Source organism: Sphingobium psychrophilum, assembly GCF_012927105.1.
Lineage (GTDB): Bacteria > Pseudomonadota > Alphaproteobacteria > Sphingomonadales > Sphingomonadaceae > Sphingobium > Sphingobium psychrophilum.
Genome location: NZ_JABBFV010000001.1, coordinates 37,470 through 61,198 on the forward strand (window position 1 = coordinate 37,470; position 23,729 = coordinate 61,198).

Genomic DNA, 23,729 nt, shown 5'->3' on the forward strand with positions numbered 1-23,729 from the left:
ATCATGAAGAAGGCCGCGCTTTTCCTCTCCGCCTTTACCGCGCTCCTGCCCGGCACGGCGCTGGCGGAGCCGCTGCTCCTGATCTCGATCGACGGGCTGCGGCCCGGCGACGTGGTGGAAGCGGACAAGCGCGGCCTTTCCCTGCCCAATCTGCGCCGCTTCCTGACACAGGGCGCCCATGCATCGGGCGTCACCGGCGTCGCGCCGACATTGACCTATCCCAGCCACACGACGTTGATGACCGGGGTGTCGCCTGCGAAACATGGCATCGTCGCCAATAACAGCTTCGATCCGACCGGTATCAACCAGGGCGGCTGGTACTGGTATGCCCAGGACATCAAGGTGCCGACCCTGTGGGAGGCGGCCATGAAGGCGGGCCTGTCCACCGGCAATGTCCATTGGCCCGTCAGCGTCGCGGCCAAGGGCGTGACCTGGAACCTGCCGCAAATCTGGCGGACCGGCCATGCCGATGACGCCAAATTGCTCGACGCGCTGGCGACACCGGGATTGAAGGCGGAACTGGAGGCGAAAGTCGGCCAGCCCTACGCCATGGGCATCGACGAGAGCCTTCCCGGCGACCAGAATAGGGGCCGTTTCGCCACCGCCCTGATCGCCGCGCACAAGCCCGATTTCCTGACCGTTTACCTGACCGCGCTCGATCATGAACAGCATGCGACGGGGCCGGACACGCCGCAGGCCAAAGCCGTGCTGGAGAAGATCGACGCCATCGTCGGCGATCTGGTCGCTGCCGAGCGCAAGGCGCATCCCGACGCGGCGATCGCGCTGGTCAGCGATCATGGGTTCGAAGCGACTCAGACCGGCCTCAACCTCTTCCGCGCCTTCATCGACGAAGGGCTCATCACGCTGGACAAGGACGGCAAGGTCGCGTCCTGGCAGGCGATGCCCTGGATTGCTGGCGGGTCCGCCGCGATCATGCTGGCGCGCCCGGATGACGCCGCCATCGCCGATCGGACGAAGACGCTGCTCGACCGACTCGCCGCCAATCCGGCCAACGGCATCGCCGCGGTACTGGACAAGGCGGCGATCGCCAAAATCGGCGGCAATCCGCAGGCGTCTTATTATGTCAATCTTAAGCCCGGCTTCGTCACCGACATCTTCCGCGGTGCGAGCGCGCCCCTGATTGCGCGCACGCCGGTCAAGGGGATGCACGGCTATCTGCCCGGTCCCGCCCATCTGGACGCGACCTTCATGGTGATGGGCAAGGGGATTGCTGCGGGCAAGGATCTGGGCCGGATCGATATGCGCGCGATCGCGCCGACGCTGGCGACGATCATGGGCGGGACGCTGCCCGACGGGCAAGCGCTGCCGATCGACCTGCGGTAACAAATCTGCGCATAAAGCGTCACCGGACTGACCGATGGCCTTCATGCCGTTGCAACCGCGCCGTAAGCGGCGCGTCACCTGCCCGCTGTAGTCTGATGCCATGACAGCGACACATCCCCGCCATATCCGCATCACGGCTGCCGACAAGGCGCGGTTGCATATCCTGTTCCTCGCCAAGCACGCCCGCGCCGGTGGTCGGCCGGATGCGCAGGACGGCAATCATGCCGTCTATCATCATGAAATGCGCACGACGCTGGAGGCGATCGGCCTGCATGTCGATGTCGCCGACAGCTATGACGCGCTGTTCGATCGGCCCGACGCCGATTTCGTCGTTACCCTGCTCAACCGCGGCGGTTTCCAGAATAGCGAGATGCTGGCCCCGCTGCTGCTCAGCCGGCGCGCGGTGCCCTATCTGGGTGCCAGCCCGATCGTGCGCGGCCTGTCCGACGACAAATATCTCAGTAAGCTGATCGCCCGCGCGCGTGGCGTGCCGACGATGAACGCGCAACTGTTCCGGCGCGGCGGCCTGTTCGACGCTCCCGCCTTCCACGCCGACCGGCTGGTGGTGAAACCCAATGCCTCCTCCGCCTCCTGGGGCGTCAAGATGGTTGATGACTGGAGCCAAGCGCAGGACCATGCCGACAGCCTGTTCGCGCTGGGTCATGATGTGCTGGTCGAACAATGGGCGCCGCTGCTTGACGTCGCCGTGCCGGTTATCGGCGGGAGCGGCGGCCAGCCCTGGATATTGCCGCCGATGCTCTACGTCCCCGCCGATCCGCATCGCGAACGCAGCTATGAGGAGAAGCGCGGTCTGGTCGATGCGGGCGACGACCCGCTGATCCTGGTCGAGGACACCGACTTGCGCGCCCGGCTGGAGGCGATGACCGCCGCCCTGCTGCCCGAATTGTGGCCGTTCGATTATGGCCGGTTCGAATTTCGCTATGATCCCGCCAGCGGGCAATTGCTGTTCATGGAAGTGAACCTGTCCTGCAACCTGTGGTCGAAGAAGACGATCGCCCGCTCCGCCGCCTCGATCGGCCTCGATCATGCGGCGCTGGTCGAAACGATCGTCGGCCATAGTCTGGAGCGTCAGGGACTGCTGAGCGACGCCATCGTGCGGGTGGCGGCATGAAGACCACTGCGATCCTGCTCGCCGGGCGACGCGACGGCGCGACCGATCCGCTGGCGCAGGCCGCCGGCGTCACTCATAAATGCCTGGTCCCGGTCGCGGGCCAGCCGATGCTACTGCATGTGATCGAGGCGCTGGTCGCCAATCGGCGGATCGGCACCGTGCGTGTGGTGTTCGAAGACCCGGCGCTGCTCACTGGCCTGCCGTCGCTCCGCGGACTGGTGCACAGCGGCCGGGTCGTCGGCGTGGCGGCGCAGCCCAATCTAGTCGACAGCGTGCTGGCGGGCGCGGACGGCGCGGCCTTCCCCTTGCTCATCACTACCGCCGATAATGTGATGCTGACGCCCGAAGCGGTGGACGAGATGCTGGACGGCTGCGCGGCGCAGGGGGCAGACGCCGCCGTCGCCTTCACCCGCCGCGCGTCGGTGCTGGCCGCCCACCGCGAAGGGCAGCGCAAATTCTACAATTTCGCCGATGACAGCTATTCCAACTGCAACAGCTATTGGCTGCGCGATCGGGCGGCGCTGAAAGCCGCGGAGACGTTCCGGTCGGGCGGCCAGTTCGTCAAGCATCCCGCGCGCATCATCGGCGCATTCGGCCTGCTCAACCTCATCCGCTTCCGTCTTGGCATCGGCACGCTGGACCAGGCCTTCGCCCGCTTTTCGCGCCGTTTCCGCCTGACCATCAGCCCGGTGATCCTGACCGATGGCGCGGTGGCGATCGATGTCGACAACGCCCGCTCGTATGGCGTCGCCACGGCTTTGCTGGAACAGCGCATGTGCATGGCGCAGGCGGCGGAGTAAGGCTTGCTCACGCTCCGCGCGCTGCCGGTCCGGCGGGACGGCGGCAACAGCTTGATCGCCGCCTATCATGACGGGCTGACGCGCCACTGGTCGCCGGCGCAACGGCTGGCGGCGCATGGCCTGTCGGCGATCGGCTTCGGCGGCTGGTCGTCCGCCGAACGGCTCTATCTGGACGAAGCCGTGCGCGCGCAGGGCCTCAGCATGAAGGACCGCAAGGGGCTGCATCGCCTGCTCAACCCCGGCGCTTTTCCGCTTTCAAGTAACACATTGAAAAACAAGCAATTATTTGCAAAAATGGCTGTAGGATTGCCGCTCCCCAACGCCTGCGATCCCGACACGATGGACCTGAATGCCTGGCTGGCCGGGCAGGACGATATCATTGCCAAGCCCAGCTATCGTTCCAAGGGGCAAGGCGTGGCGCGGTTCGTCCGCCAGGGCGACGGTTGGCGCACCGGCGATTTTTCCCGTAATACTGTCCAACTCGCTGTGTCTTTGCGCGCGCTATGGCGCAAGGGCGGCGTGATTCAGCAACGCCTGCCGACCCATAAGGCGCTGATCGACCTGTCGCCCGGCGCGTTGCCGACCTTGCGCATCGTCACCTGCCTGAACGAGGCGGGAGCGCCGGAAATCTGCGATACGGCGCTGCGCCTATCGGCCGGCGGGCCACGGCCGGTCGATAATTTCAACGCGGGCAATCTGGTGCTGGCGGTGGATGGAAAGGGGCGTTGCGGCGCGGCCTGGCGCAGCGGCGGCAAGCGCGCGCCATCCCGCCACAGCCGCCATCCCGTAACCGGCATGGGAATCGAAGGCGCGATGATCCCCGATCGTGAGGCAGCGTGCGCGCTGGCGCTCCGGGCGCATGAGCGGTTCCGACAGGGTTTCACCCTGATCGGCTGGGACATCGGCCTGACGACGCAGGGACCGGTTCTGATCGAGGGTAATTGGAACCCCGGCACCGACATCCTGCAACTGGTGAACGGCCGTGGCGTGGCGGACAGTCGGCTGGGCGCGCTCTATCGCCATGCGCTCGACCGATTGACGGATGCGGACTGGCGCGCAGCACAGGCGGTGCAGCGGGAACGGCGGTGAAGATCGCCCTCTATGTCCATGCGCTCGCGGCGACTGGCGTCGTGCGGAATGCGCGCCTGCTCGCCGGAGATTTTCAGGCGCGCGGCCATCATGTAACGCTGGTGACGGCCCTGCCCGGCGGGGAAGGGGTGGCGGGCGTGCCGCATCATGCGCTGCTGGCGCTGGCGGGCGGATCGCGGATGCTGCAAAAATGGCGGGCGATGCCGCGGCTCCACGCCTATCTACGCGGCGCGCGACCCGATGTGTTGCTGTCGGCGGGCAATCACGGCCATCTGACTGCGATGCTGGGCAGTCGGGCCGTGCCGGGCCTCCGCCGCGTCTATCGGATCAGCAACGACCTGCGCCGCGCCGCGCCAGGCACGCCGGGGAGCATGGCCGGTTCGCTGGGCCGGTTGCTCGCCATGCGCCTGCTGGCGGCGGATGCCGACCGGCTGGTGCTGGTATCGCCGACGCTGGCGGTCGGCGCCTTCGCCCGCGCCCTCGCCCAAGGCCGGGCGCACGTTATCGAAAATGCGATCGATCCCGCCATCGCCCGCGCCCGCGCCATCGGACCGTCGCCCCATGGCTGCCATGACGATGGCGTGCCGGTGATCGTCGCGATCGGTCGGCTGGCGCCGCAGAAGAATTTTGGAACCCTGCTGGCGGCCTTTGCGCTACTGCGCCGCGACGGCATAGTGGCCCGCCTCGTGATATTGGGCGAAAGTCGCGACGGCGCGCAACAGGCGCTGCGCGATCAGGCCGATGCGCTCGGCATTGGCGCAGACCTGTTCCTGCCCGGCACGGTCGACAATGTCTTCCCCTGGCTCGCACGCGCCGGCGCGTTCGTGTTGCCGTCCTGGTGGGAGGGGTCGGCCAATGTGCTGTTGGAGGCGATGGCGCTGGACGTGCCGGTCGTCGTCTCGCGCAGCGCCGGCAATGCGGCCTCGCTCTTGGAACAGGGGCGTCATGGGTTGCTGATCGATCCCTCGGACCCGGCAGCCATGGCGCAGGCGATGGCGCAGCAGATCGATCCGGCACGCTCCATCCGGCCGGGCGGCCGGATCGACGCCTATCGGCTGGACGCGATGCTGGACGCTTGGGCACAGGCGATCGGCTAGACCCGGTCGTGCGACCGTTGCGCATCCGAATGGATCGCCGCGCGTTGTGCCGGCATGACAGACAGTTTCGCATTCATGCCCCATTTGCTGGCGCTGACTATCGCCGATGGCCTGGCCCTGCCTGGGTGGCGGCGCGATCCTGCAGCAGAAGAACAGCGTGCAGGGCACAGCGACAGCGGCGAGCCTGTGGGTGTCAGGCGCGGACGGAGTGCCGGCGCGCTTGCGCAGCTATGACGTCGCGGTGGTGCTGACGGCCTTTACCTTGCTGACTTTCTGGGTGCCGGCACCGCTCAAGCCAGCGGAGAATGAGCGCGATGAGGGCAGCGGCACCTGACGCTTATCCGGCGCGGCGTCGGACGAGGAAGAAGGTCGCCATCGCGCGCGAAGCGTCCGGGCCTTTGGGATCGGTGTGGCTGCCGCCGGGTTGGCCGCCCGACCAGGCATGGCCGCTGCCATGGACGGTCCATTCCTCCAGCATCACCGGCTCGCGACCATAGCGATAGAAGCTGCGCGTGAACGCCCGACCGCCGAGTGCGACGCCCTCTTCCGACTGAACGCTGAGCGCGCGCGTGCTTGACCGCTGCAACTGGCTTACGAAACCGCCGGCGTTGGACGGGTGGACCACCCGGTCGCTGTCGCCATGGAACAGGATCATGGGCAATGGCGGTGTGGTCTTGCCGATGGTCGGGGTCGCTTGCCCCCGCATCGCCGCCAGCGCTTCGCCGACCGAGCCGATCGTGCCCATCGGCACGCCGGAATGGACGCCGACTGCGACGTAAAGCTGCGGATAGGCCGCGGCGATGATAGCCGCCGCCGCTCCGCCGGCCGATATGCCCGCAATATAGACGCGGCCGTCATGACCCTTGCACCGGTCGAGGATATGGCGGGTCATGCCGGCGATGACGGCGGCTTCGCCGCTGCCGCGCTTTTGATGGGATGGGCTGTGCCAGTTCCAGCAGCGGTTGGCATTGGCGCGCGGCGATTGTTCGGGATAGAGGACGAGGAAGCCCAGTTCGTCGGCCAGTCGGTTCATCGCCGTGCCGGTCGCGAAATCGGCGGCCGACTGAGTGCAGCCGTGCAGCATGACGATCAGCGGCAGGCGGCGGCGCGTTGAGCCGACCGGCGTGTAAAGCCGATAGCGCAGCGATCCCTGCGCGCAGCTAAAGTCGTCTTCGATGAAGCTGCCGGGGGCGGGCCGTTCGACGCGACCGGTTTTTTTGGCGGGACTTTTTCGTTTGGGCGCGCGGGGCGGCTTGGGGATGGTGGGCATCAGCGCGCGCTGCCACAGCAGAGCGGCGGAGAGCGGACGGCCCTTGCGCGCCATCCGCGTGGCCTTGAGCGCGGTCGAGAAAGGATTTTTCACAGGCGCGTCGCCGCCGGGGCATGCCGGTCGACGGGCCGTTGCCATGACCTCGGGTTGGGCATCGCTGTTATGCTCCCTCTTGCTGCTATCATGTTATGAATGGCGCGTCGGCTGTGCCGGTCCGTGCGGGGCTATAATCCCTTGACGGCGACATTCGATCCATAGCCTATGTGATCGGCGGCGCTTTGCGCGGCCTGCGCCAGCCGTTGCGCCCAGATATGCTGGTCGGTCACATCGCCGATCAGATCCTGGCGCACCTCTATTTCGGCATAGGGCATTTCGGCATAGGGAAGCTGGTGCGGGAAGGCGTGGCGCGGGACGGTATGGTCAGTGGCGTCCATTTGGTAGGGTTGGTTGTCGCCGACGGTCAGCGCGGCGTCGGCGCGCAGCGCATCCAGCATCGCCTGTGCGAAATCGGTGCGACCCAGCCAATGCAGCACGCCGACGTCCCAGGGGCGGGCGATGCCGTCCATGACCGGCGTAAAGCTGTGCAGCGACAGCAGGATGGTGGCGCGCCCGGCCGCCCGACGCGCGGCGATCGTGGCGGCGATCGCGGCGTGATAGGGGGCGTGGATCGCCGCGACGCGCGCTGCGCGGGCGGTAGCGTCCAGCCCTTCATTGCCGCTGACCCGGCTGCCGTCCGACAGGGGCGGAATTGCCTCCGCTTGTTCCGGGTCGCGGTTGCAGTCGATGACGAGGCGCGAATAATATTGATGCAGGAACGGTGCGTCGATAAGCGTGGCGAGAGCATGGCCGAGGCCGTGGACGCCGATGTCGATGGCGATGTGGCGGCCACGATCCGGGGCGGCGAGGCCAAGGTCGCCGAGCGCGGCCGGCACCGCCGACCCGGCATGGTCGCCGATCAGCAGGAACGGCGAGGCCCCTGCCGCGTTGAACAGTCCGACCGGCGCCGGATCGTCCGCACCCAACAGCCCAACTGCCGTGCGCCCGGCCATCAGGATTGCCCCTCATGCCATTGCTGACGATCCATCATGTGACCAGCTATCGCTATCAGCAGCCGGTGTCGCTGGGTGAACATCGCATCATGATGCGCCCGCGCGAAGCGTTTGACCAGCGACTGCTGTCCGCCCGGCTCGATATCGACCCGGAACCCAGTGAATTGCGCTGGCTGCATGATGTGTTCGGCAATTCGGTGGCGATCGCTTCGTTCAAGCGGCGGGCGTCGCATCTGGTTGTGACGAGCGAAACGACTTTGGAACATGCGCCGCTGGCGGAACGGCAGGTCGATGTTGAGCCCTATGCCCGGCTGTTCCCCTTCACCTATGCGTCAGAGGACATGCCTGACCTGTTACGGTCGATCGAGCGGCAATATCATGATCCCGAACGGATCGTGGACAATTGGGCGCGCGCCTTTGTCAGTAATCATGGCGATACCGGCACGGTCGACCTGCTGACGCGGATGGCGACCGGCATCCAGCGCGACTTTACCTATGTCCCGCGCCAGGAAAAGGGCACCCAATCGCCGATCGAGACATTGCGCAAGCGCCAAGGCACCTGCCGCGATTTCGCCGTGCTGATGATCGAGGCGGTGCGGGCGCTGGGTTTTGCCGCGCGCTTCGTTTCAGGCTATGTCTATAATCCGTCCCGGTCCGAAGATGTGGTGGGCGGCGGCAACACCCATGCCTGGGTGCGCATCTTCCTGCCCGGATCGGGCTGGGTCGAGTTCGACCCGACCAACGGCATTATCGGCAATCGCGGGCTGATCCGCGTCGCCATCGCGCGCGATCCCTATCAGGCGCTGCCTTTGTCGGGCACCTGGTTCGGCCTGCCCGCCAGCTTCCTGGGGATGGACGTGACCGTAGACGTGCGGCGCGCCGATCCCCGGAAATTCCCCGTGTCAGACCATGGGGCCATCAACAGCCGAGCCATCGGCGCTTCAGGAAAGTGACCTTCGATGCTGATCCGCTGCGGATATGACATAAGATTTGAAACCGACACCAGGACCGCGATGATGGCGATGCTGAGCCTGCATCCCTCCCGCCACCAGGATTTGCGCACGCCCCAGCGGTTGATGGCGAACCCTGATATTCCGCTTTATCATTTCGAGGACGGGTTCGGGAATGTCGCGACCCGGCTGACTATTCCGGCGGGCGGGGTCACCCTGTCCTGCGACTTCGTGATCGAGGATAGCGGATTGCCCGACACGCCGGCGCCCGACGGCCCGCAGATCGCGGTGGAGGATCTGCCCGATGCGGTCATGCCCTTCCTGCTGGGCAGCCGCTATTGCGAGACGGACCGGCTGATGGCGGTCGCCTGGGCCAATTTCGCGCATTACGGAACGGCGCGGGCGCGGGTCGATGCTATCGTCAGCTTTGTCCACAATCATATCCAGTTCGGCTATCATCATGCGCGGCCGGACAAGACCGCCTGGAACGCCTATCAGGAGCGGCAGGGCGTGTGCCGCGACTTCGCCCATCTCGCCGTCACGCTATGTCGTTGCATGAACATCCCCGCGCGCTACTGCACCGGCTATCTGGGCGATATCGGTATCCCGCCGGTGGACGCGCCCATGGATTTCAGCGCCTGGTTCGACGTCTATATCGACGGCGAATGGTACACCCATGACGCCCGCCACAACACACCGCGGATCGGCCGCATCCTGATGGCGCGCGGACGCGATGCCACCGATGTTGCCTTGACCACCGCCTTTGGTCCGGCGGACCTGGTGCGGTTCGAAGTGCACACCGACGAGGTCCAATCCATTGACTGACCCCCATGCCAATGCCTTGCTGCAACCCTGGGACGGCGCGCTGGGCGCGCCGCCCTTCGACAAGGTGCGGGACGAAGATTTCCTGCCCGCGTTTGAGACGGCTATGGCCTGGCACCGGGACGAGATCGCGGCGATCGCTGGAGAGGGTGGACCAGCGACATTCGACATCGTGATCGCCGCGCTGGAGCGGTCGGGCGCGCCGCTGGCGCGGGTGCGCCGGCTGTTCTGGACGCTGTCGTCGGCGCAGGGGACGCCCGGCATCCGCGCGATCGAGGGGCAGGTGTCGGCGATGCTGAGCGCCCATGGGACCGCGATCAGCCACGACGCCGCGCTCGCGGCGCGGGTAGCGGCGGTCCATGACGCGCGCCACGACGCGGGACTGACGGCGGAACAGATACGATTGGTGGAAAGCAGCCATGCCGGATTCCGGCGCGGCGGGGCGGAACTGGCACCTGCGCAGAAGGCGCGGTTCGCCGCGATCGACGCACGGCTGTCGGCGCTGGCGGTGCAGTTCGGCCATAATGTGCTGGCCGCGACCGTCGACTGGGTGCTGGACCTTGGTCCCAACGACCTGGCCGGACTGCCCGCCGGCTTGTGCGATGCCGCCGCCGGGCGCGCGGCGGCCAAGGGACGGGCGGGGCGCTATCATGTCACGCTCGACCGCACCGATTATGAGAGTTTCCTGACCTTTTCCGCGCGGCGCGACCTGCGCGAGGCGTTGTGGCGGGCCTTTACCGATCGGTGCGACGGCGGGGCGCATGATAATTGGCCAGTGATCGCGGAGATGCTGGCGCTGCGGCAGGAGCGGGCCACGCTGCTGGGCTATGCCGACCATGCCCATTATGCGCTGGAAGACAGTATGGCGCATGATCCCGCTGCCGCCGCCGACCTGCTCGCCCAGCTATGGGAACCGGGCAAGCGTCGCGCCGCCGAGGAAGCGGCCGAATTGCAGGCGTTGATCGATGCGGGCGGCGATAGTTTCGCGCTCGCGCCCTGGGACTGGCGCTTCTACGCCGAGCAGGTGCGCCGCGACCGCTATGCATTGGACGGCGGGGCGCTGGCCGAACATCTGCGGCTGGACGCGGTACGTCAGGCGGCTTTCGACAGCGCCGCGCGCCTCTATGGCCTGACCTTCACCCGCCGGACGGACATTGCCGGCTATCATCCGGACGTATCGGCTTGGGAAGTGGGCGATGCGACGGGTGCGCTGGTCGGCCTGCTCTTCACCGACTATCTGGCGCGGCCGGAAAAACATGGCGGCGCCTGGATGGGCAGCCTGCGCGTGCAGGAGGCGATGGACGGCGACGTGCGCCCGGTCGTCTATCTGGTCGCCAATTTCGCCGCCGCACCGCCGCCCGACACCGCCGCCACGCGCCTGTCGATCGATGAGGCGCGCACGCTGTTTCACGAGTTTGGCCATGCGCTCCACGGCCTGCTGTCGCGCGTCACCTATCCCAGCCAGTCGGGCACGGCGGTCGCGCGGGATTTCGTGGAATTTCCCAGCAAGTTCATGGAAAATTGGATCGTCAGCCGCGATGTGCTGTCGAGTTTCGGCGTGCCCGATGCGCTGATCGATGCGATCCGTAACGCGGGATCCTATGGCCAGGGCTTCGCCACGGTAGAATTGATCAGCTGCGCGCTGGTAGACCTTGCCATGCACAGGTCGCACGGTGCCGCCGCCGATCCGCGCGGCTTCGTCGCGGCGGAACTGGAGCGGCTGGGGATGCCGACGGAAATCGGGCTGCGGCATCGCTTCCCCTATTTCACCCACATTTTCGACGGCGGCTATGCCAGCGCCTATTATAGCTATGCCTGGTCGGAGGCGCTGGACGCCGATGCGTTCGAGGCGTTTTTGGCGACGGGCGATATTTTCGATTCCGCACTCGCCGCCCGTTTCCGCGATGAGATATTGGCGGCAGGCGACAGCCGCGATCCGATGGACTCGTTCAGGGCGTTTCTGGGCCGCACGCCCGACGCCAGCGCCCTGATGCGCGCCCGGCATCTGGTCGATGCCTGATGCCGCGGCGGTTCAGCCGACCAGCGTGCGGACATTGCCCGCCAAGGTCAGCGGGTTGAAGGGTTTCAGGATTACCCCGCTTGCACCTGCCGCATAATAGCTTTGCACGTCGGCTTCGCGCGCACGCGCGGTGACGAAGACGAAGGGGGTTTCCGCAAAACCCGGCATGCCGCGCAGCGCAATCATCAGCGTGGGGCCGTCCATGCGGGGCATCATGACGTCGAGCATGACGAGGTCGGGTCGCCATGCATCGGTCGCAGCGGCCTCCAGTGCTTCCGCGCCGTCGGCGCACAGCCGCAACTCGATTCCGGGGTCGAGGGCCAGCGACAATTTGACGATATGGCGAATATCCTTGTCGTCATCGACATAGAGGATGCGCAGGCGATCGGCCTCGCTCATTGTCCTTCCGCCTTGACGTGGCGGGTCGCGACGACCCGGCGCACCGTCGCCTTGAGGTCGGGCAGCGAGGTGCGGGATTTGACCAGCACGGCGTCGATCTGGCCGGCAATCTCGATATCGATGTCATGCGCGGAATAGATAATGGTCGGGATGGCGACGCCCTGATCATCCACCAGGTCGGGCAGCAGGTCGAGGCCAAGGCCTTCCTCCAGATGCACGTCCAGAATCGCCAGATGCGGGGTTTCGACCCGGAGCAGCGCGCGTGCATCGGCCAGGGTCGTGGCTTTGAGAATATAGGCGATGCCCTTGAGCGCGGCGGCGGTGATTTCAAGCGTGTCCTGATCGTCGTCTAGATGCAGCACGGTCGGCCGTTCGATGCCTGAATGGCGGAAGGATGTGGCGATTGCGGCCTTCAACCGGCCGGGGTCGATCGGCTTGTCGATCCAGTCCACCAGGTCCAGCGACAGCGGCGTCGTTGTATCCCCACCATGCGCCGAAACCATCAGGATCGACAGTTTTTCCGGGCTTTCGAGCCGTCGGACTTCGCGGGCGAAGTTGAACGCATCGGCATCGTCCAGCGCCATGTCGAGCAACAGGAGATTATAGCCATGGGTGGCGATCGCTTCGCGCGCGGCGCGGGCGTTGACCACGACGCGGCTGGCATAGCCTTCGTCGGTCAGTTGCGATTGCAGCAGGCGGGCGACGGCAGGATTGCCCTCGCAAATTAGGATGCGTGGTCCGTTCGACAGGTCGCCCATCTTGGCGCGGGGCAGCGCTGCGGGCAGCATGACCGGCAGCGCGAAGGCAAAGCGGGTGCCGCCGCCGGGCCGGTCCTCAAACCATAATTCGCCGCCATGTTGGGTGACGATTTCGCGTGCGATGGCCAGCCCCAGCCCCGTGCCTGGCGCGGCTTCGTCGCTGGCGGCGCGCTCGAACCGGCCGAAAATGCGCCCGCGAAATTCCTCCGGAATGCCTGGCCCCTCATCATCGACATAGACGGTCGCGCGTCGGCCATCCTCGCTGCGCAGCAGGCCGACGGCGATATGACTGCCTTGCGACGATATCTTGACGGCGTTGGACAAAAGGTTGGTGATGACCTGCAACAACCGTTCCTCGTCGCCCTGGACCATCAGCGTTTCGTCGGCAACGGCGCGGCCCAGCACGGCACCGGCGGACCGGACCAGGCCGCCATTGTCGTCGCAGGCGCGCAGTACGACATGGTGCAGGTCGATCGGCGCCAGCGTCATGCGCAGCTTGCCTGAATCGATGCGGTCGATGTCGAGCATGTCGTTGATCAGCCGGATCAGGCGCTGCGCATTATTTTCCGCGATGGTGACGAGGCCAGCCGATTCAGGGTCGAGCCGATTGCTGGCATCCAGCCGCAACAGGCCGAGCGCGCCGACGATCGAGGTGAGCGGCGTGCGCAGTTCATGACTGACGGTGGAGATCAGGTCGTCCTTCAGCCGGTCGACCCGCTTGCGTTCGACGATGTCGCGCAGCGACACGACGATATGGTCGCCGTCGGGCAAGGGCATGACGCCCAGCGCGATATCGACGGGCAGCAGGCGGCCGCTTTGGTGCCGGACCTGTCGGTCTGTCCAATAGGGGGTGCGCAGTTGGCCATCGACCAGGCCGATGCGATCAAGAAAACTGCCAAGGCCGGGCGCGATGTCGGAAATCAGGTCGAAATCGCGGCGGGCAAGGCTGGTGCCTTCATAGCCCAGCATCCGGCTTGCTGCCTGGTTGATGGTTTCTATGCCGCCGCTGGGATTGACGATGATGATCGGATCGATCGTGCTGTCGAGGATGGTTTCGTTGCGCCGCGCCGCTTCGAACCCGCGTAACTCGATCAGATATTGCGATACACGCTGACGCCACAGGCCGATCAGCGCGATCGCCAGCGACAGGCTGCTGAGCGCGACGAGTATCCACATCACCCGCTGCAGCGTTTCGGTGCGGCTGCGATAGGCGACGACCCGCGTCTCACCGATGCGCTGTTCGTCGCGGATGACGCGATCCAGTTGCTGTTGCAGGCGGCTCATCAGCCGCTTGCCCTCACCATCGGCGACACGCTGCCGGGCCGTTTCCGGGCCGCGGCTGGCATATATCCGCAATACCTCGTCCATTTCCGCGATCTTCGCCTGGGCGATGCGGCGCAGGCTGTCGAAGCCGGTGCGATGGGAGGGCGCATCGCGGTACAGCGCGTCGGCGCTGGCGAAGGCGCGCTGAATGTCGCCATGCCATCCGTGGTAGCGGACGCGAAATTCCGGGTCGTTGGTGATGACATAGCCGCGCTGACTGGATTCGGCGGCGCGCATTTGCGACAATATGTCGGTCAGGAGCACGCGCCGCTGGAAGGACTGGTCGGCATCTTCGCGCAGGCCGTTCCAGCGGCCATATTCGCCCCCCAGCCAAAAAAGCAGCGCCGCCAGCATCATCGGAACGACCAGCCCCGCCAGCACAAAGGGCGATGCGCTGGGCGGTTGGGGGGCAGCGCCGTTCATGTCGGGCGATCCGCCGTCACGATGCCGAGCAGGGGTTGCACCGCCAGCAGCGCCTGGGCGCGGTTGCCGACGTCGAGCTTGCGGAATATTGCGGTCAGATGCGCCTTCACGGTCGCTTCCGACACGGCGAGGTCGGCGGCAATCTGTTTGTTGAGGCGCCCGTCTGACAAGGCGATCAGGACGCGCAACTGCGCCCCGGACAGGCTGGCGATCCGATCGCGCAGCGCCGCTGGGGTCGCCCCCGCCTCGCCCGCTGGAAAGCTCGTCTGTCCTTCCGCCAGCTTCTTGATGTCCCGCGCCAGATCGTCGAACGGCCGCGTCTTGTACAGGAAGCCTGCCGCGCCCAAGGCGCGTGCGCTTTCGACCAGCACGGGGTTTTCATGGGCGGAAATCATCGCGATCGGCATCCGGCCAGCTTCATGCTGCAACTGGAGGAAGCCGGAAAAGCCGCGCGCGTCGGGCAGCACAAAGTCGAGCAGGATCAACCGATATTTGCCATGGCGTTTCAGGGCCGCTACGGCTTCGCCGATCGTGCCCGCGGTATCGACCGTGACGCCCGGCATCACCGCGCGTGCGGCAAGGGCTAGTCCCTCACGAATCAGAGGATGATCGTCCGCTATCAATACGCGGCCGCCAGTTACGGTTTCTGCCATCCTCCTGCCTTGTCGTTATCCATCCGCGAAACAATGGGCTAGTCATGGATCGGGCGCATGGAGGGTGTAGTGCATCTATGGATCGATCGCAAAACACTTTGGCTGTCATCTTTACGACTGTAGCATTAACTTATTCGCATGTCGGAAAAGCGTTGCGCATGGCCGGTTGGGCGGTGCAATCGGTCGATCGCGATGATGCCGATGCCATAGCCGGTGCCAGCATGGTGGTGGTCGACGGGCAGGACCAGCCGCCGTTATCGCCCGGCAACCGAATCGTCGCGGCTATAGTCGAGGGAAGTTTGGTCCCGTCTTTCCCGGCCGATCTGGTCATCGACGCGAAACAGGGCATCGGCCCGATCACCGAGATTTTCAGCCAGTGGTTGCCACCCGATATCGAGCGTCTGGAGCGCATGGAGGCCATGTTGGGGCGCCAGGGATTGTGGCCGGTGGTGCAGGGTCTGCGTGCGGAATTGCAGCGGGCGGTCGATGGCGCGGACGGCGTGGATGCCCACAAGATGGCGGGGCTGGCGGGGACATTGGGCTTTGCCGCCGTAAGCGCCAGTTGGCAGGCGGTGGATCAGGGAACCGGTGACGCTGCGACGGCGCGGCGCGACAGTCGGACCGCCCTGGTCGTAATCGACCGCTGGCTGTCGGAGGCACCCTGAAAGCGGGTGATCAGGCCGGGCGCGCCGCGTCCAGCATGACGGCGAGCGTGACGCTGCTGATCGGCTGAACGAAGCGGAAGCCGCAGCTGTCGTCCCGCGACCAGCAGATGGTGCCGGCGATGCCGTGTCGGTCGCCGAGCGTCAGGCCTAGCACGGCCTGCCGGCCGTCTTCCAGCGGTTCGGGCAGGGTCAGCCGAGCCCCGCCGACCGAAATATTCTCGATCGTCGCCGGGATCGGCATGTCGTCGATCAGCAGCGGCACGGCATGGCGCATCGGGAAGCGCGGCTGGCGGGCGATCCGGCCCGACCGGCTGGCGCGCGCCGCGAAAATATCGGCCGGGCAGCAGCGCAGGTCGAAACTGAGGCCTGCTTCATGCCCCACCGCCCAGCGGATGCGGGCGAGGCGTGGGTCGAGGCCGCGCATTTCGATCAGGACGCGGGCGCCCGGCGGCGGCGGGGCCGGCAACTGGATGCGCATCCCCCCTTCCGACAGGTCGCGCACCATGCAGGGCAGGCTGCGGCCGTCGAAAGATATCTTGCCGATCGTGAAGACCGTCGCTGCCCGCGCATCGTGCCGCCGTTCCACCGGGACGGCCGACGGCCCGGCGGTCGGGGCGGCGGCGGTCGGCGGCATCGCCGCCTGTTCCATTCGATGTGGCATGTCTGAATTACCCCTGGTTAACGCAGTTTGACGCGGAAGCGGACGGTGAACGACCCGCCTGTCTTGAATGTGGTGACGGGTTTGATACGGATGGCGCGGACATTGGCGTCATAGCCGTCGGCATCGGGGACGGGGATGTAGGCCCAGCTTGCCCCGTTGCTGAATTCGATGCCGTCGGTTGTGCTGTCGAGACTGGTGAAGCTGTAGGCCAGGCCGCTGTCGCCCACGCCCAATATGATCGCGCCGTTGGTGAATAGCACCGGACCGCTGCCGCTCGCCCCCAGGTCGCTGACACGCAGGATGACATTGGCGGGTAGCGGCTCCTCGAACGCGATGCCGCGCACCGTCTTGCCGAAGTTGGTGAGTGGATTGGCGAGGGTCGCGCTATAATCGACCACCGCGCCGGGGATGGCGCGCGGGATGAGGTTGCCCATGGGATCGGACACGATGCTCACTGACTTGGTCGCCGAGATCGGATCGGCCAGAGCGGGCGTGGACAGGCCGGCGAGCAGGAGGAAGGCGAACCGGCGCATCAGCGGCCCTTTCCTAGCAGGCCGGCGATGGCGCCGCGGTCGAACTTCATGCGCATGGTCACATAGGGGCCGCGCCGGGTGTAGCGGTCATCCTCGAAATCGCGGTCGCGATAGCCAGCGATGTTGTAACCGGCGCTGATCCAGACATTGGCTGCGGGGGAGACGCCGGCCGATGGCCCGCCGCTGAACGCCACCACGCCGCGGCTCCAGGCATGTTGCACCGACGCCTGCACGCCGATGTCGAAACGCTTGCCCAGGTCCATGCGCAGGTCGACGCCGGTGACGTCGATATAGCCGGTGTAATCGTCCGCGCCGTAGCTGCCGTTGACCCATTTGGCACCATAATAGACGGTGGCTTCGACATTGTGGCGCGCGCCTTCCTCGCCAGTGCGATAGTTGACGGCGAGGTTGTTAATGAGGCGCAACGTGCGTTGGCCCACGCCGCTGCCGGCTGGCACGCCCAGCACATTGCCGCCGCCCACGCCCGCGTCCGCGCTTTCCTTGCGCAGTTCGAAGCGCTCCAGCAGCGACCAGCGGCTGTCGAGCGGCCGCCAGGCGAGCGCGACCGATGTCGCCAGGCTTTTCGCCTGCGCGCCGCTGACCTGCCCCAGCGTGGAGTAGCGGATGGTGCCGGCCAGCGTCTTGCCCTCGCCCAATGCGCGGACGACGTTGCTGGTGAGGTTGAAGCGCTTATTCTGATCGGACTTGCGATATTCGGCCCGGCCGTTCCACGACCACAGGTCGGCGCGGTAATTGGCGCCCAGTGTCACCGCGGCATAATCGCCGTCATTGCCATAGAGGCTGCCCAGCGCGCCGCCGCCGACGCTGCCGGACCCGCTCGTCTGGAACGGCTGGACCACGCCGCCGGCCGGGATTTTGCCGCGGACGGTGGTACTGGCGTCGAAGGTCGCGTCGATCGTCCAGCGATCGCTGATCGGCAGTGACTGGACTAGGCCGTAATTGGCATAGACGCGCCCGCCATTTTCGCGGGAAGTTTGATTGTTGATGGCGGTGGTGACCTTCGCCCCGGTCCAGGGCTGGACGTCGAAGCCGATCTGCGCGGTGTGGGTGGTGAAATCCTGGCCCTGCGCGACTTCATAGCCGCCGATCAGGCGGATGCCGGGCTTGACCCGCCAGGCGGCGATCAACTGGTGGCGGGCGGGGAAGTCGATGCTGTCGCGGTCGCCGCCCGGCGCGAACTGGGTCTGGCCGGTCAGGGTGAGCTTGCCGCCCATCAATATCTGGGTGCCGCCCAAAGTTAGCAGCCGGGAGTCGCGATCCTTGCCATCGACGCCGCGATCGAGCGCGAACTGCGCGCCGGCGAAGATCGTGCCATGCTCGCGGCGATATTCGACGCGGGATTCGCCCGCGAAGCGGCTGCCGGCGCCGACCAGTTGATCCTGATACCAGGAGGATGCGGTGACGGCCCATTTGTCGGCCAACTGGACCCGGCTATCGAAGCCGATGCGGCGGGTGCCGGCTTCAACCAGATTTTGCTGACCAAGGCCGAAGGCGTCGTCCTGCTGCCGCGCATAGGCCAGGACGTCCGCCTTCTTGCTGTGATGTTCGACTTCGGCGAGCCAGGCGCGGCCGTCGGCCAGGCCGTCGCGGCTGCCGGCCGCCATTTCGGCGCGCAGCTGGGTCGTTTCGCTGATCTGCGCCCGGACATCCGCGCCCAGCAGCAGGCCATTGCCATGGCTGTTGTCCTTGATCGCCGACAGGCCCACTTCGGCCTTGCCTTTGGCGAACTTTATCGCGGCGCGGCCGCCGGCGGTCAGCTTCTTGCCCTTGCCGTAGGTTTCATAGTCGATGACGATGAAGACCGGATTGTTGGCGGCGTCGCGGCCCAGCACCGGTTCGCGAAAGCGGATGGTGCCGATCGTCGCGTCGATGTCATAGTCGATATGGCGGGTGAGCGGGGTCGAGGACAAGATGCGCTCGGGGCGCAGGCGGTCGCGCACTTCGATGCTCAGCTTGTCGCTGTTGGGGACGATGTCGCGGCCCGACAGGCGATAGGGGCCGGTCAGGCCATTGCCCTGGATTTCGTCGCGGGCGTGCAGGTCGTCGCTGTTGGCGGCGAAGGCGGAAAAGCTGAGGCGATCGTCGGCATAGTCGGCCTTCATCCCATTGAGGGTGCGGCTGTAGCGGGTAAGCTGGGTCTGGGTCATGCCGGTTTCGAAGTCGCCGAACAGGGCGCTGAAATCCTTGCGCTCCAGCCGCAGATAGAGTTTGCGCGCGGTCGCCGCGTCATGGCCCTGGCGGGTGGCGTCGCCATAGACGGTGTAATAGCGATCGGGGTCGATCTGGCCCAGCAGGCCGCGCGACCGATCATATTTGCGGTCGCTGTCATAGGCGATGGTCATCAGCCAGCTGCCCTTGATCCGACCCTTGGCATAGAGCGCCAGCTGACCGTCGGTCACCAGGCTGTTGCGGCCGGCGTCGGGCAGGGCGGACGCGCGCTTGCGCAGCGTGTCGAAACCGATCGTGCCAGACCCGAAGCCGACCACGGTCCAGTCGCGCGCCACCGCGGTCAGGCGCGCGCGCAGTTCGATGGCGCGCTGTTGCTTGTCGTCGGTCAGGGTGACGGTCGCCCGCAAGGCACCGGCCTGGGTGGTGGGCTGGAGCGCGATATAGGCGATACCATCGTCGCCGATCACCAACGCGGTGCCGCTGGCGCGGCGGCTGGCCGGGACGGTGGCGTCGAGAGCGATGGCATAGGGTTGATCGACCGTGACGGGAACGGTCGTGCCGTCGCGCACCGGGCGACCGCTTCGGTCGGTCAGGCGGAAGGCGAGGACGGGGTTGGTCAGGCCGTCCGCGGCGAGCTTGCTGGCGTCCGGCGCGACGATGGCGTTGGCAGCAGCGCCGGCATAATGGACGGTGCCGTGCAGCGTCTGGGCGATGCTGCCGTCCGCGTTCATCACGGTCGCTTCCAGCGCATTGTCACCCGGATTGAGGCCGATGCCGGACCATTTGGCGACCGCGATGTCGCCGTTGGTATCGGTGGTGTCATAGGACAGCGCATCGACCAGCCCGCCGTTCAGGCGCAAAGCGACCTTCTGCCCGGCATGATGTTTGATGACGACGCGGGTGGAGGGCGAGCGGGGGTTATAGCCCTGCGCCGGGAAGAGCAGGGCGATGCCGGCATCCTGTCCGTCGAACCAGTCCCGGTCGCCTGCGGCCTGGGCGGCGTCGGGCGCGGCGGGCAGGGCGTCGGTGGTGGTGGCCACAGCGACGCCGGTCAGGCCCAGCTGGAAATCGACGCGCTGGAGCAGGCCGCCGGCGCTTTCGACGAAGCGGGAGGTCGCGCTGCCGCTGTTGCGGGTGTCGGCATCGCACAGCAGCGGCGCGTGGCTGGCGGGCAGGCTGGCACCGTCAAGTTGGACGACGTGGCGGCCCGGACGCACGGCTTCGAAATGATAGAGGCCGTCCTTGTCGGTGACGACGAAGCTGCCATCCTCCATCAGCAGGCGGATGCCCCCTACGCCCTTGCGCCCCTTGGCCGGGGCGTTGCAATCGCCCTCGGTAACGCGGCCGACGACGGTGAAGCCGTCGGTGAAGAGCAAAGCGCCAATGCGGACGGAGGCGGCGGCTTCATTGCTGGTCGCGCCAGCGGAACCGGAGGCAAGCACGCGGTTGAGCGCTTCGCCGCGCGGCGCGCCGGGGGCGACCGAGACGATGTAGCGTATCTCGATCGTTTTGCCGGCGGGCAGGGTCGCAATGGTGAAATCCAATGTGCGGCCGTCGGTCGCTACCGCGGGTTCTTCCGCGCCGCGGGCCGATCCGCGTTCGTAGCGCAGGCCGGGCGGCAGGATGTCGGTCAGGTGGATGCCGCTGGCGTCGGATTCCGAGCGGTTATCGGCGCGGACCAGATATTGGATGAAATCGCCGGGCGAGGCTTCGCGCACCGACGCGGTCTTGGTCAGCAGCAGGCGGGTTTCGCCGATGCGGTCGAGCGGGATGTCGGCGATGAAGGGTTCGGGATCGGTCAGGGCGAAAACGCCGCCGAACGACGCTTCGTTCAGCATGAAACCGCGATTCATCGGCCCGCGCAGCGCCTCTAGGTCGGCGCGGCTGCGGGTCGAGGGCGCGATATAATGGGCCGGCGGCGTGACCCGCAGATGGTAGCGGCCCGGCGCTGTGAGCGGGAAACGGTAATTGCCCTGCGGGAAATCATAGAGGCGGCCGCTGGCGTCGGTGGCGCTGGCGCCGCTGACGACGGTGGCGGGATAGGCGCTGACGCCGTCGTCGCCGAACACTTTGGCTGGCTGGCCGTCTTCGCCCAGCAGCGTCACCGTGGCACCATCGACCAGCGCGCCGGTTTCGGAATCGAACACATAGCCGGTGGGGTCGATTAGGATCGAACTGGTCGAGCCATAGCTATAGGCGTCTTCGGTGAAGCTGAGCATCAGCTGCGCGCCGCGTTCCAGCGTAGGATCGCAGGGGGACGCAGCGCCATCATTGCCCTTCGGCACGCCACCGGCGAAGACGCCGGTGTCGGGGCCGGTTTCCATCAGGGCGATGCTACTGGTCAGGTTAGGGGTATGGACGTTGATCCAGGCGGTTTCGCGCGCCAGCGGATCATGGTTGCCGCCGGGATTGTCCAGCACCAGTATGAGCGGGACAGTAAGGTCGATGGATTCCGCTACCGGTGCGCGCGCAAGGTCGGCGGCATCGACGGGGGCGGGGGTGAAGAGGATGGAGGGCGCTGTCTGGCACTGCATGCCTTGCAGGCTGTAGCCGATCGGGAGCAGGCGGAAGCTCAACCGGGTCGGGCGTTTGCCGCGCGCTTCGACGTCGAAGGCCACGGTATTGGAATCGATGCTGACCGGGCCGGTGGGGGCCTGCCAGTGCAATGTCGCGGTGTTGACGACGCGCGTCTGCCCCTGCGTCGCGACGGGAGTCGCGGCGGCCACGCCGGTCAGGGCGGCGATCAGGCTGGCAAGGGCGCGGATTTTGGCCATAGGGGTCCTACCGGCGCGCGCGGGTAAAGCGCGCGCCGCCAAGTAATCCTTTGCTTTTACAGTGATTTAGTTGATCGTCACCTTGAAGGCGACGGCCAGCGAGCCCAGGCCTGCGACGGTGCCGACATTGGCGGTGACGGTTTGCGTGCCGCTATTGTAATTGGCGGTGAAGCTGTCGGTTTCCGCTGTATCGTCGCTATCGTCATCCTCGGTGGTGCCGGCGAGGACGCAAGTGCCCCCCGGCAGGCCGACGCTGATGGACCCCGGCACATAGGTCGTGGTCGAAGGTACGACGTCCGTCAGTGCGACGCCATTTGCCCCCGTCAGCGCAGTGCCGTTGTGGACGAGCAGGCAATATTGCACTGTCGCGCCAGGCAGCGCCTTGGGATTTAGGGTATTCACGCCATCCGACAGGATCAGCGCGGACTTGGTCACGGTCAGCGCCACATTCTGCGTCCCGATGACATAGGCGGCATAAGCGCGCCCCTGGCCGTTGCGAGCGATATCGCCCAGGTTGAGCGCGGCGTCGCTGTCATCGTCCGCGAACACGATGTCTACGACATTGTCGGCATTGCCAAGATTGAGGTCGGTCGCGACGAGCAAACCGCCCTTGGTTCCCGAAGCGCCGCCAGCGGCGGCAATTACATGCAGCGAAACCTGCGCTTCGTGGATGCCCACGGTCGCGGGGATGTTGCCGATGATGAATACGGCGACCGACGCTTCGGGCGCCAATTCGTCGATATAGGTCTGGGTATCGACATCGACGTCATAGACGCCGTTATTATTGCTATCGACAAAGACCTTCATGGTGGAAATGTCGAAATCGTCGGTACCGGTCAGGATGCCGACCGACAAGGTTGTCTGGTCGGGATCGAGCCAGAAATCCTGCGCGCCGTTGGTGTGGTTGGTGACCTTGAATTTGGTGACGGCGGCCTGTTGGCTCAGATTGACCTGGGTCGCGCCGGTCTGGTCGGTGATGACGGTGAAATCGACCTTGCGATCGACCACGAACTTGGCGGTGTTGGACGTCGTCGTCTGCGACGCGCCGTTAACGGTATAGGTCACGGTCGCGGTGTTGGAGACTTCCGTGCCAGCGGTGGTCGCGGTCGAGGCGGACTGGGCGTGGGCCGTGCCGGTGGCGGCGATGGCGGCGCCGCTCAGCAGCATCAGCCGCAGGGAGCGAGAGATCATATTGTGGGTTCCTGTGGTTAGAGCAGCGGGGATCATTTGAGGACGGCCTTGAAGGCGAGCTGGCCTTGTCCTCCGGCAGGCACGGTCGCGATGCGCCAGCGGATGTGGCGGACATCATTGGATGTGGCCGCGCGGCTGCCGCCGCTGGCCGTGGGCACGCGCAACTGGGCGAGCGCGCCATAGGTCTTGCCGTCGATCGACAGTTCCGGGGTGGCCGATCCGGCACCGGGCGCGCGATAGGTGATCGCGCCGGGCACGGGGTTGTCGAGGACGATGTTGGAGAGCGATTGCGCGCCGGTGTTGCGATAGGCGAGCACGAAGACAACATGGTCGCCCGGCACGGCGCGCGTGGCAGGCGCGAGCGAGGTGCTGACGGCGCCTGCCTTGTCCAGCGCGCGCTGTTCGACGAAGATCTTGGAGGCGACCTGCAACGGTCCCTGGGAAGCGACTGCCGGCGTGACGACGGCCGCGGCGGCGAGGAGAGTGATCAATATACGGGCCATGGTTCCAGTCCTTGTTGGAGCACTGGTTCCCTTGGACGGATTTGCGGCTAACGAAATCTTACCGCGCGGTCCGTAGCGGCGCA

20 protein-coding genes are annotated in these 23,729 nt (G+C 66.2%); 10 read left to right on the forward strand and 10 right to left on the reverse strand.

The window, feature by feature from the left end; translation table 11 throughout:
- Positions 1-3 precede the first annotated feature (3 nt).
- The 6 genes from HHL08_RS00190 to HHL08_RS00215 all read left to right on the forward strand — a co-directional run bounded on the left by HHL08_RS00190 (position 4) and on the right by HHL08_RS00215 (position 5,796).
- Positions 4-1,344 (forward strand): alkaline phosphatase family protein, encoded by a 1,341-nt coding sequence (locus tag HHL08_RS00190; RefSeq protein ID WP_169570383.1) that lies wholly within the window; start codon positions 4-6, stop codon positions 1,342-1,344.
- 100 nt (positions 1,345-1,444) lie between these two features.
- Positions 1,445-2,476 carry a D-alanine--D-alanine ligase family protein gene (locus tag HHL08_RS00195; RefSeq protein ID WP_169570385.1) on the forward strand — a complete coding sequence of 344 codons (1,032 nt, stop codon included), beginning with the start codon at positions 1,445-1,447 and terminating at the stop codon, positions 2,474-2,476.
- Positions 2,473-3,276 carry an NTP transferase domain-containing protein gene (locus HHL08_RS00200; protein ID WP_169570387.1) on the forward strand — a complete coding sequence of 268 codons (804 nt, stop codon included), beginning with the start codon at positions 2,473-2,475 and terminating at the stop codon, positions 3,274-3,276. The genes HHL08_RS00195 and HHL08_RS00200 overlap by 4 nt, the downstream gene beginning before the upstream one ends.
- A 3-nt stretch (positions 3,277-3,279) precedes the next feature.
- Positions 3,280-4,365: a sugar-transfer associated ATP-grasp domain-containing protein gene (locus HHL08_RS00205; protein WP_169570389.1), complete on the forward strand. Its 1,086-nt coding sequence runs from the start codon at positions 3,280-3,282 to the stop codon at positions 4,363-4,365.
- Positions 4,362-5,462, forward strand: coding sequence for a glycosyltransferase (locus tag HHL08_RS00210; protein ID WP_328804525.1), 1,101 nt, complete (start codon positions 4,362-4,364; stop codon positions 5,460-5,462). Before HHL08_RS00205 ends, HHL08_RS00210 begins: the two co-directional genes overlap by 4 nt.
- A gap of 106 nt (positions 5,463-5,568) precedes the next feature.
- Positions 5,569-5,796 (forward strand): MgtC/SapB family protein, encoded by a 228-nt coding sequence (locus HHL08_RS00215; protein WP_169570390.1) that lies wholly within the window; start codon positions 5,569-5,571, stop codon positions 5,794-5,796.
- Between the two features lie 3 nt (positions 5,797-5,799).
- On the opposite strand, the gene HHL08_RS00220 is transcribed toward HHL08_RS00215, so the two are convergent.
- Positions 5,800-6,825 (reverse strand): extracellular catalytic domain type 1 short-chain-length polyhydroxyalkanoate depolymerase, encoded by a 1,026-nt coding sequence (locus HHL08_RS00220; protein WP_328804526.1) that lies wholly within the window; start codon positions 6,823-6,825, stop codon positions 5,800-5,802.
- 131 nt (positions 6,826-6,956) lie between these two features.
- Positions 6,957-7,781: an N-formylglutamate amidohydrolase gene (locus HHL08_RS00225; RefSeq protein WP_169570394.1), complete on the reverse strand. Its 825-nt coding sequence runs from the start codon at positions 7,779-7,781 to the stop codon at positions 6,957-6,959.
- 14 nt (positions 7,782-7,795) lie between these two features.
- Between HHL08_RS00225 and HHL08_RS00230 the strand changes: the two genes are divergently transcribed.
- From HHL08_RS00230 to HHL08_RS00240, 3 genes are read left to right on the forward strand one after another with little or no spacing between them, the layout of a single operon-like run.
- Complete coding sequence (locus tag HHL08_RS00230) at positions 7,796-8,734, forward strand: transglutaminase family protein (protein WP_169570395.1); 939 nt, start codon at positions 7,796-7,798, stop codon at positions 8,732-8,734.
- Positions 8,735-8,740: 6 nt separating this feature from the next.
- Complete coding sequence (locus HHL08_RS00235) at positions 8,741-9,556, forward strand: transglutaminase-like domain-containing protein (protein WP_169570397.1); 816 nt, start codon at positions 8,741-8,743, stop codon at positions 9,554-9,556.
- Complete coding sequence (locus HHL08_RS00240; protein WP_169570398.1) at positions 9,549-11,573, forward strand: M3 family metallopeptidase; 2,025 nt, start codon at positions 9,549-9,551, stop codon at positions 11,571-11,573. Before HHL08_RS00235 ends, HHL08_RS00240 begins: the two co-directional genes overlap by 8 nt.
- A gap of 12 nt (positions 11,574-11,585) precedes the next feature.
- Here the strand turns inward: HHL08_RS00240 and HHL08_RS00245 are convergent, their stop codons facing one another.
- The 3 genes from HHL08_RS00245 to HHL08_RS00255 are packed head-to-tail and all read right to left on the reverse strand — an operon-like array spanning position 11,586 to position 15,129.
- Complete coding sequence (locus tag HHL08_RS00245; RefSeq protein ID WP_169570400.1) at positions 11,586-11,972, reverse strand: response regulator; 387 nt, start codon at positions 11,970-11,972, stop codon at positions 11,586-11,588.
- The gene (locus tag HHL08_RS00250) at positions 11,969-14,476 is read right to left on the reverse strand and encodes an ATP-binding protein (RefSeq protein WP_169570402.1); all 2,508 of its coding nucleotides are present in this window, start codon (positions 14,474-14,476) and stop codon (positions 11,969-11,971) included. Before HHL08_RS00250 ends, HHL08_RS00245 begins: the two co-directional genes overlap by 4 nt.
- Positions 14,473-15,129, reverse strand: a complete 657-nt coding sequence (locus tag HHL08_RS00255) for a response regulator transcription factor (protein WP_169570404.1) — start codon at positions 15,127-15,129, stop codon at positions 14,473-14,475. The genes HHL08_RS00250 and HHL08_RS00255 overlap by 4 nt, the downstream gene beginning before the upstream one ends.
- 158 nt (positions 15,130-15,287) lie before the next feature.
- On the opposite strand from HHL08_RS00255, the gene HHL08_RS00260 reads away from it, so the two are divergent.
- Positions 15,288-15,794, forward strand: a complete 507-nt coding sequence (locus HHL08_RS00260) for a hypothetical protein (protein WP_169570406.1) — start codon at positions 15,288-15,290, stop codon at positions 15,792-15,794.
- Positions 15,795-15,804: 10 nt separating this feature from the next.
- Here HHL08_RS00260 and HHL08_RS00265 read toward each other — a convergent pair whose 3' ends face one another.
- The 5 genes from HHL08_RS00265 to HHL08_RS00285 all read right to left on the reverse strand — a co-directional run bounded on the left by HHL08_RS00265 (position 15,805) and on the right by HHL08_RS00285 (position 23,646).
- On the reverse strand, positions 15,805-16,455 hold the full coding sequence (locus tag HHL08_RS00265) for a PilZ domain-containing protein (protein WP_169570407.1): 651 nt from the start codon (positions 16,453-16,455) through the stop codon (positions 15,805-15,807).
- Positions 16,456-16,472: 17 nt separating this feature from the next.
- Positions 16,473-16,988 (reverse strand): hypothetical protein, encoded by a 516-nt coding sequence (locus HHL08_RS00270; protein WP_169570409.1) that lies wholly within the window; start codon positions 16,986-16,988, stop codon positions 16,473-16,475.
- Positions 16,988-21,952, reverse strand: a complete 4,965-nt coding sequence (locus HHL08_RS00275) for a DUF11 domain-containing protein (RefSeq protein WP_169570410.1) — start codon at positions 21,950-21,952, stop codon at positions 16,988-16,990. The genes HHL08_RS00270 and HHL08_RS00275 overlap by 1 nt, the downstream gene beginning before the upstream one ends.
- 66 nt (positions 21,953-22,018) lie before the next feature.
- Positions 22,019-23,143, reverse strand: coding sequence for a hypothetical protein (locus tag HHL08_RS00280; protein ID WP_235954501.1), 1,125 nt, complete (start codon positions 23,141-23,143; stop codon positions 22,019-22,021).
- Between the two features lie 32 nt (positions 23,144-23,175).
- The gene (locus HHL08_RS00285) at positions 23,176-23,646 is read right to left on the reverse strand and encodes a DUF11 domain-containing protein (protein WP_169570412.1); all 471 of its coding nucleotides are present in this window, start codon (positions 23,644-23,646) and stop codon (positions 23,176-23,178) included.
- Between the last annotated feature and the right edge of the window lie 83 nt (positions 23,647-23,729).

Coding starts and splice junctions, on each gene's coding strand:
- HHL08_RS00190 (WP_169570383.1), top strand. CDS start 4: ATGAAGAAGGCCGCGCTTTTCCTCTCCGCCTTTACCGCGCTCCTGCCC.
- HHL08_RS00195 (WP_169570385.1), top strand. CDS start 1,445: ATGACAGCGACACATCCCCGCCATATCCGCATCACGGCTGCCGACAAG.
- HHL08_RS00200 (WP_169570387.1), top strand. CDS start 2,473: ATGAAGACCACTGCGATCCTGCTCGCCGGGCGACGCGACGGCGCGACC.
- HHL08_RS00215 (WP_169570390.1), top strand. CDS start 5,569: ATGGCCTGGCCCTGCCTGGGTGGCGGCGCGATCCTGCAGCAGAAGAAC.
- HHL08_RS00225 (WP_169570394.1), bottom strand. CDS start 7,781: ATGGCCGGGCGCACGGCAGTTGGGCTGTTGGGTGCGGACGATCCGGCG.
- HHL08_RS00230 (WP_169570395.1), top strand. CDS start 7,796: ATGCCATTGCTGACGATCCATCATGTGACCAGCTATCGCTATCAGCAG.
- HHL08_RS00235 (WP_169570397.1), top strand. CDS start 8,741: ATGCTGATCCGCTGCGGATATGACATAAGATTTGAAACCGACACCAGG.
- HHL08_RS00245 (WP_169570400.1), bottom strand. CDS start 11,972: ATGAGCGAGGCCGATCGCCTGCGCATCCTCTATGTCGATGACGACAAG.
- HHL08_RS00250 (WP_169570402.1), bottom strand. CDS start 14,476: ATGAACGGCGCTGCCCCCCAACCGCCCAGCGCATCGCCCTTTGTGCTG.
- HHL08_RS00255 (WP_169570404.1), bottom strand. CDS start 15,129: ATGGCAGAAACCGTAACTGGCGGCCGCGTATTGATAGCGGACGATCAT.
- HHL08_RS00260 (WP_169570406.1), top strand. CDS start 15,288: ATGGCCGGTTGGGCGGTGCAATCGGTCGATCGCGATGATGCCGATGCC.
- HHL08_RS00265 (WP_169570407.1), bottom strand. CDS start 16,455: ATGCCACATCGAATGGAACAGGCGGCGATGCCGCCGACCGCCGCCGCC.
- HHL08_RS00270 (WP_169570409.1), bottom strand. CDS start 16,988: ATGCGCCGGTTCGCCTTCCTCCTGCTCGCCGGCCTGTCCACGCCCGCT.
- HHL08_RS00275 (WP_169570410.1), bottom strand. CDS start 21,952: ATGGCCAAAATCCGCGCCCTTGCCAGCCTGATCGCCGCCCTGACCGGC.
- HHL08_RS00280 (WP_235954501.1), bottom strand. CDS start 23,143: ATGATCTCTCGCTCCCTGCGGCTGATGCTGCTGAGCGGCGCCGCCATC.
- HHL08_RS00285 (WP_169570412.1), bottom strand. CDS start 23,646: ATGGCCCGTATATTGATCACTCTCCTCGCCGCCGCGGCCGTCGTCACG.